The organism is Bacillus cereus, assembly GCF_002564555.1.
Lineage (GTDB): Bacteria > Bacillota > Bacilli > Bacillales > Bacillaceae_G > Bacillus_A > Bacillus_A cereus_K.
In genome coordinates this window covers 1-7688 of the sequence record NZ_NUVD01000030.1, presented here as the reverse complement: position 1 = coordinate 7688, position 7688 = coordinate 1, and the positions used below count along the sequence as shown (strand labels likewise).

Genomic DNA, 7688 nt, shown 5'->3' with positions numbered 1-7688 from the left:
AGGGAACATATCAAAATGTGCCAATTTTATGTCTAAACGTACAATTTTCTTTTTTTGATATGGTGACCCCATGCCCATCAACTTAAGAACGGAAGCAAAATGAACTTTCGTTCAAATAAACTGCAACACTCTTAAAACACTTTTTATTCTTAAAAATGAGCATGCCAAATAAACCTAGGTAGGTATCATTTTTAAAGATTATGCAGATTTCTTTTGTCTTCTAAATCCACTATACTCATAGACAACACCCATAATATCAAAGACTGTTTTCTTCTCATATCGATGAGATTTCCGCCCATTTTTCTGTAGTAGGTGGAATAGACGGATTAGAATCTTTGTTATTTCTTGAGTGTCTTTCTGTATAGCTTGATACAAAAGATATACATAATCTTGGATCATCCCCATCGCTTTATATTCGCTTAATTCTCTTTTCTTCTTTTGCAAAAGAAGTTGGCGCATTTTAAACATAGTAGAAGAGCACAGGAAAATAGCGATTAATTTTCCATATAATTGGCACTCTAATCGTTCCTGTTTTACATTACGATAATGGTCTATTTTGAAGAGTGATTTCCACGTTTTAAAGACAATTTCTATTTGCCAACGTAAAGTATATAACTCATGTACTTGTTCCATCGGAACCCATTCCCAAGGTATATTTGTCACGTACACGTTTAATCCAGCTACCATTTTACTTTTCTCTGAGTACGTTCTATTCTTTGCCTTTTCTTTTTCTGCGATCTTCGCTCGTCGTTTTTTAAGTTGTTTTTCTGTTAATCGATTAAAAATAACACGTGCAAACAGTTGTTGTTTATCACCAATATAAGCATTTTTTAATTCAAATGTTTCCCCGGGCTGTAGTTGTTCCAAAATCTGTTTCACATCGATTTGTATGTATTCCGATTGTTTCTTAATTACACCATTTTTAAAGTGTTCTGGGTTTGGATTTTTCACATATACATTTGTATTTAATTTTAAACGAGAAATATAGTATGTACCTCGTTGATCCATTTGATCTAAGTCTTCCAATGAAAAATAACCCAAATCACGAATACATAAATCTCCTGGCCGTAAGGTATCTAAGCACTCCGTCCCAAATGTTTTGTCATTATTTTTTCCTGGTCCAACTTGAAAGTTAAGAAATTCCCCACTGTGCAGATCATATTCTAATTGAATTTTGATTCCGGCTGTTTGGGCGCATCCTCCAGAGCCTGGATATACATTCTCTAAAGCATTTGGCACTTGAAATACGGTAGCATCTAGGATACGAATTCGATGGAAATAAGAGAAGAGATGATTAGAAATTTGCGTTTGTTCACATACTTTTTGTTGTAACAGTAAAGAAAAAATATGTTGTAAAAACAAAACTGCTTTTGTATTTAAGCGTTTATTTAAGCCCTCAGGGCTGAGTAAAGTACCTGTCGTAGCATGAAGCCTACTACATAATCGGACTAATGGGTCACTTGCAATCCGTTGACTCATCCAAATACAAATAGTAGCTAAGTCTGATCCAGAAAACTTGCGTTTTCGCTTTACAAACCCAAGATTTCTTGCAAGTTCTTCTAAAAATACAGGTGAAACATATCGTTGTAATTCTTTCGCAAATGGTTGTAGTTCATCTTGAATCGAGAGATTCATAAGAAAACGTCATCCTTTCTAATCTAGCATTTTTTAGAAAGAATAACGTTTTTTTCGTTTTATAGATACAATTTCGTTTTATCTTGATGACAATGGGCGGTACCCCTTTGAGAGCAAGAATATTATAAAGAATTGACTGTTGTTTATTTATGCCATATAATTCATATATGAAATATATGGTAGCTTTCAGAGAAATAAGAGAGATATGTAGGAATAGTTGTAAAGTAACATATTCATCATTTGACAGAAAATATAATTATTCACATCTAATTTGTCTAGTGTAGACTTCATTCTCTGAAGAAAGGGTGTTTTCTATGCAAATAGTGGCAAGAGAATTATATACTTTAATTAGAGATGTATATCATCAATTACAAAATAATCTGGAAAATCAATTAGAACAATTCGACATCAGCATAGTTCAATTTGGAGTAATACAAGTGTTATCAGATTCAGAAAAAACTTCTATGTCTGATTTAAAACAAAAAATTGGTTGCGCTCCTAGTAATGTTACTACTATGATTCAACGAATGAAGAGAGATGGTTTTGTAACAACTACTAAAAATCCAGCTGATCAAAGAGAAACCCTGGTATATTTAACTGAAAAAGGTAAAGAAACAAAAGAAAAAGTAAATATTCAATATAAGGTATTTCTTAAAGAAAACTTTTCTTATTTTGATGAAGAAAAATTTATAACTTTATCAGAAATTCTCAAAGACCATAAACGCCATTTATTAAATGTTGAAAAAGGAATAACAAAAGTGTAACTAATAGTTACACTTTTGTTTAAACATATACTTCATATATGAAGTATATGTTTGGGTATATATTTCATATGTGAAATAAAATCGAAAGACAAGGAGAGATTTAAGTGAATGACAAAGGAATTAAACCTATGTTGTTTCTACTAGCAGTTGTAGCATTTTTTGTTGGAATGGATTCTTTAGTGGTATCACCTTTAATTCCTGATATCGCCAAATCCACTGCAACACCAATGGAAAAAGGAGGGTGGTTAATTACCTCTTACGCTTTATTTTATGGATTAACAGCTCCATTTTTCGGACCGATTTCTGATAAATTTGGTCGTAAACAAATGATTGTAACAGGAATGTTTATATTTTCAATAGGAACTTTTTGTACAGGACTAACTCAAGATTTTAACACGATTTTAGTTTTCCGTGCATTAACAGGGTTATCAGGAGCTATGATTATGCCAAGTATATTTGCATTGATAGGTGATAAAATACCTTATAAAATGCGTGGTATGGCAATGGGAATGGTAATGGGGGCAATGGTTGGTTCAACAGTTTTAGGAGTACCGATTGGGGCTTTCTTAACTTCTGTTGGTAACTGGCAATGGACCTTTTATGGTATAGGGATTTTAGCAATGTTGGTTGCAATTATTGTAATGATCATGTTGCCTAAAACGCCACCAACTAATCAAATTCCAGTGTCTGCACCAGTGGCAATGGTGTCTGCGATTAAAACTGCGTTTACAAATACATCTATATTCTTTGCATTATTATCTACTTTCTTGTGGACTATTGGTTTACAGGGGATGTTTTCTTATATTGGAGTTTATTACAAAGAAAATTTTGATTTTAGTGTAGAAAAAACAGGAATGGTAATTTTTTTGGCGGGAGCAGGTAGTATTATAGGCAACGTCATAGGTGGTAAATTAGCAGATAAAATCGGTAAAAAAGTAGTTATTTCAATTGCTACTATTATCGCTGCAATTGGGGTTATTAGTTTCTCATTGTTAACTGAACATTTAATATCTGCAATTATTGTACACGTAGTATGGAGTACATCAATTGGGTTTGGACAATCTTCATTAACTGCTTTAATCTCAGAATTAAGTCCAAAGGTAAGGGGTACCGTAATGGCTCTTAATAGCTCAGCGATGTATATTGGAATGATGTTTGCATCTGCAAGTGCTTCCTGGCTATTAGTTCACGGACAGACATTCTTATCTATTGGCATATTATGTGCAATGGCTAGTTTTCTAGTACTACCGATTGTTCATTTTTTAGTGAAAGATAGTACAGCAACAATAGTAGACGGACAACAAACTCAAGTAAAGTAGTAAGGATAAATAATCCAAATGTATATGTCGAAATTATTTATTTAAACATTTTTTCTATGTTAAAACACCAATTCTTCCTGTAAAAAGAAGAGGTACCGCCACATCGTCATCAAGCTAAGAAGATACAACTACCCCCAGAACGAAATTTTGTGCTAACTTGTAATAAAAAAGCTCATTTTTTCGTTTTGGGGTGGATTTGTTTTCTTAAGTTGATGGGCATGTATGGTGACCCCTAATAAAGACACTGTACCAAAAGAATCTAGAATTCCTTCTTCAAATAATTGCACATCTGGGTTCTCTTTTACGATATCATTTTCACATACTTCTTCTAACACATTTAATACTTGATCTTTAAATTCAGACATTATTTATTCTCCTCTATATCCATGATTTATAATGAATTTCTTCATAGTCTTCTATTTTTTAACACATCATTTAAAAGAATCTGCCCCATCATCATTACAAAGTTATCCCTGGTCTTTGTATAATAGTTATTAAGGCTTAACAGATAGTTGTTCCCCGGAACATATGTGATTACAAATCCATTGTTTGTTTCTTTAGGAAAAGGAATATATATGTTTTTAACATCCGGGTTTATAGCAATAAAATCTTTTGGAAATAAACAATTTAGATTACTTAAAAACGCTTTTCCATTAGAGATAGGTTGGATTTTTTTAGCTATGTTAACACCATCTATATTTTTACTCGAAGCTACTCCCCATATAATTACACCACCAGAAACATGAGAAAAAAACGAGACATTTTTTTCATAATTCTTTTTATCATCTTTTGAAAGGATACTGTTTGTATAATCCGTTTTTCGTTTAAATGTAAGGAAGATATTTTCTTCTTGCTGTTTGATAATCATTTGTTGGATGTATGAAAAACCTTCTTGTTCACACCTTGTAAAAATTTTCTCCGCATTCTCCAAAGCAAACTTTCTCCTTCTCTATTTCTTAATAAAAGGATTAAAAGAGTAGATCAAATCAAACAAACTTTGTATGTGAAGTGAAGTTTTTAAAAATCTAATGCATTTGCCTTATTCTTTATTGTATTCACTTCCTGAGATTGCTGAGAAAGCCCGGTACATTCATGAAAAGCGAAATGCTTACACCCTATACATTTTTTTGTATTCAAATGTCCTAGAGCACAGTTAATGGCTTCCCCGGTATGATCAAAAAAGTTTTCTTCCCCAATCTCAGCATACAATCCATTCTTATCTAGAGTTACTTTTAGCTCTGATTGAATTCCTGAAATAAGAAGTACGCCACCTTGTTTTTTAAAATGCTGAACAATATTCCTAAAGTAAGACTCTCCTGTGGTATCAATAAAAGGAACTTTTCCCATACGTAAAATTAAAACTTTAGGTTTATAATGAATAGTCGCTAAAATATTTTGTTCAAATGTTTGAGCAGCCCCAAAGAATAATGGCCCTTCTATTGTATAAATACTAATTTGTGGGCAATCATGAGCTTTATTTACCACATGTGGTAACAATTTTTCATTCTTTTTTGTATGATCAGGAAGCACTTTAGATATGACAAGCATATTACTCATACGTTTTGTAAACAAAATAATAGCTAAAATAAGACCGATCTCCACAGCTGTTGTCAAACTGGTAAATACAGTAAGTAAAAATGTTACCAGTAATACAAGAGAGTCTCCTGTCTTCATTTTAAGTATGTGATAAAAATGTTTTTGTTCGCTCATATTCCAAGCTACCACCATTAAAATGGGAGCCATACTAGCAAGGGGAATATGTGAAGCAGATGGAGCTAACAGTAGAAGTGTAAATAACACAAATCCCCCATGAATAACACCCGACATCGGAGATACAGCTCCACTCTTAATATTAGTTGCTGTGCGGGCAATTGCTCCAGTTGCCGGAATTCCTCCAAATAACGGTGCAACAATATTGGCAATTCCTTGGCCAATAAGCTCTTTGTTACTGTTGTGTTTACTATTTGTCATACCATCTGCCACGACGGCGGATAAAAGAGATTCAATACCACCCAACATTGCAATAACAAATGCAGGACCAATTAACTGTTTGATACGCTCTACTGTTATTTCTGGTATATCAAACTGAGGAAGTGTGTTTGGAATCGTACCATATGCCGTACCAATAGTAGGTACATGACCTGAGAAAAATACAGTTGCAATTAAAGTTGAAATAACAACGCCTACTAATGAACCTGGTACTTTTGGAAAAATTTTTGGTGTTATGAGTATAACAAAAAAGCAAATCAAAGCAATTATGACACTGTAAGAATTGGTAGTACCGATATGAGTAAAAATTTCCTTCAGATTCGCTATAAATTCCTCATGCTTTTTTATACCTGTTAAACCTAAAAAACTAGCAATTTGTCCCGTAAAGATACTGACGGCAATACCTGACGTAAAGCCAATTGTTACAGGACGTGGAATGAATTTAATTAAAGATCCTAGTTTAAAAATTCCCATAAGGCATAAGATAATTCCAGCTAATAAACCAGCAAGTAGTAAATTTTCATAGCCATAGGTAATTACAATCCCTAAAAGAATAGGAACAAAAGCACCTGTAGGCCCTCCAATTTGGTACTTTGAACCACCAAATAGCGAAATAAGTATCCCGGCAATACATGTTGTATAAATCCCATACTCTGGCTTAACACCAGAAGCTATAGCAAAAGACATAGCAAGCGGAATCGCAACAACTCCAACAATCATTCCTGAAAGAAGATCCTTTTGAAAATGTCCCAATGAATATCCTTCAAATCTTCCCGTAAATAACCCTTTCATTACAAAACCTTCTTTTCTATTTTTAATAAATCTTAATTCTTCTGAAAGAATATTTTCTTTTGATAAATTTGAGTTACAAATGCATTTCTCATACTCTTATACAGACGCTTTTTATCTTTTTATAAGAGAGCATCAATCTAATATTAGTTATACGTTTTGCTTAAATGACGTTCTAATTTACCTATATCTCCTCCTTCTTGTATGTAGGAATTTAACCTTTCTACTAGAAGTAATCCACCTCGACTATCTAGCTTTTTCATATCTATAAACGATTTAATTCTTACGTTATCTGGGGTACTATCTCTACGAAACATTTGTCCTGGAATTTTACTCCAGAAACTATTCCATTCGTCCAGTAAGCCTATTTGATCAAATAAAAAACTTTGAATTCCGCATAACCAAGCTGTATTTCTCTTTTGACATCCAACTCCATCCTGTAAATGCTGGCATGAAAAACAACAAGAATTTCCACTTTTAATACAAACATTACAAACGTGATGAGCTCCTATTGAGCGAAATATTTCCATTCCATGCTGAATGATATCTTCTTTCTTAACTTCAATGCTCAACTTAACCCTCCTTAACTATCGTTTCACGTTCTGTTTCATCTAGTTCTTCTAACATTGAAATCGTGTCGATTAAATGGTTGTTAAAAATTTTCCGTGCAACTACCAGTAAATCCACAGTCATAGGGTCTCGTAGAGAATATAAAACTCGTTTTCCATCTTTAGTACCAACAACAATGTTTTTTGAACGTAGTACACTTAATTGTTGAGAAACAGCTGAACCTTCCTTGTTAAGGATGGTTTGAATTTCATTTACACTTCTTTCACCCTCTGACAATAGTTCTAGAATACCTATTCTCAGAGGATGCGATAAGGCTTTAAAAAAATCAGCTTTAAATTGTTGCATTTCATTTCCCATTAAAACACCTCTAGTACTTATTTTTAATTAAAAACCCAAAAGTATCATATACATCTTCAAATGTTTGAATATGTATATGATACTTCTATGACTTACTATTTTCAATACAAATTTTGAAACGTTGAAAAAGAATTAGAAACGACCGTTTTTGGTGATGAGAAAACACATCTTCTGTAATCCTCAAAAACTATCGAAGATCCATAACCAAAATCAAATAATCAATACATACATTATGAACCCCATGACCATCAACTTAAGAGTGTAA

Annotated in this window: 7 protein-coding genes and 1 pseudogene; 2 read left to right on the top strand and 6 right to left on the bottom strand. The window is 32.9% G+C overall.

Features of this window, described 5'->3' with window-relative positions:
* Window positions 1-198 precede the first annotated feature (198 nt).
* Window positions 199-1635, bottom strand: coding sequence for an IS4 family transposase (locus COI75_RS16775; RefSeq protein ID WP_098448495.1), 1437 nt, complete (start codon window positions 1633-1635; stop codon window positions 199-201).
* A gap of 314 nt (window positions 1636-1949) precedes the next feature.
* Here COI75_RS16775 and COI75_RS16770 point away from each other — a divergent pair, with 314 nt between their 5' ends.
* Together COI75_RS16770 and COI75_RS16765 are read left to right on the top strand one after the other, a co-directional pair.
* Window positions 1950-2399: a MarR family winged helix-turn-helix transcriptional regulator gene (locus tag COI75_RS16770; RefSeq protein WP_002130363.1), complete on the top strand. Its 450-nt coding sequence runs from the start codon at window positions 1950-1952 to the stop codon at window positions 2397-2399.
* Window positions 2400-2503: 104 nt separating this feature from the next.
* A complete protein-coding gene (locus COI75_RS16765) occupies window positions 2504-3718 on the top strand; it encodes an MFS transporter (RefSeq protein WP_002130362.1) in 1215 nt (404 codons plus the stop codon).
* Window positions 3719-3951: 233 nt separating this feature from the next.
* On the opposite strand, the pseudogene dltC reads toward COI75_RS16765, so the two are convergent.
* The 5 genes and pseudogenes from dltC to COI75_RS16740 form a co-directional block, all read right to left on the bottom strand.
* Window positions 3952-4083 (bottom strand): annotated as a pseudogene (gene dltC / locus COI75_RS16760) (D-alanine--poly(phosphoribitol) ligase subunit 2); the annotation flags it as partial.
* Between the two features lie 41 nt (window positions 4084-4124).
* Window positions 4125-4649 (bottom strand): hypothetical protein, encoded by a 525-nt coding sequence (locus tag COI75_RS16755; RefSeq protein ID WP_070128693.1) that lies wholly within the window; start codon window positions 4647-4649, stop codon window positions 4125-4127.
* Between the two features lie 86 nt (window positions 4650-4735).
* Window positions 4736-6499, bottom strand: a complete 1764-nt coding sequence (locus COI75_RS16750) for a SulP family inorganic anion transporter (protein WP_098448494.1) — start codon at window positions 6497-6499, stop codon at window positions 4736-4738.
* Between the two features lie 143 nt (window positions 6500-6642).
* Window positions 6643-7068 (bottom strand): DNA mismatch repair protein, encoded by a 426-nt coding sequence (locus COI75_RS16745; protein WP_098448493.1) that lies wholly within the window; start codon window positions 7066-7068, stop codon window positions 6643-6645.
* Between the two features lies 1 nt (window position 7069).
* Window positions 7070-7423 (bottom strand): ArsR/SmtB family transcription factor, encoded by a 354-nt coding sequence (locus tag COI75_RS16740; protein ID WP_098448492.1) that lies wholly within the window; start codon window positions 7421-7423, stop codon window positions 7070-7072.
* Window positions 7424-7688: the final 265 nt, after the last annotated feature.

Coding starts and splice junctions, on each gene's coding strand:
- COI75_RS16775 (WP_098448495.1), bottom strand. CDS start 1,635: ATGAATCTCTCGATTCAAGATGAACTACAACCATTTGCGAAAGAATTA.
- COI75_RS16770 (WP_002130363.1), top strand. CDS start 1,950: ATGCAAATAGTGGCAAGAGAATTATATACTTTAATTAGAGATGTATAT.
- COI75_RS16750 (WP_098448494.1), bottom strand. CDS start 6,499: ATGAAAGGGTTATTTACGGGAAGATTTGAAGGATATTCATTGGGACAT.
- COI75_RS16740 (WP_098448492.1), bottom strand. CDS start 7,423: ATGGGAAATGAAATGCAACAATTTAAAGCTGATTTTTTTAAAGCCTTA.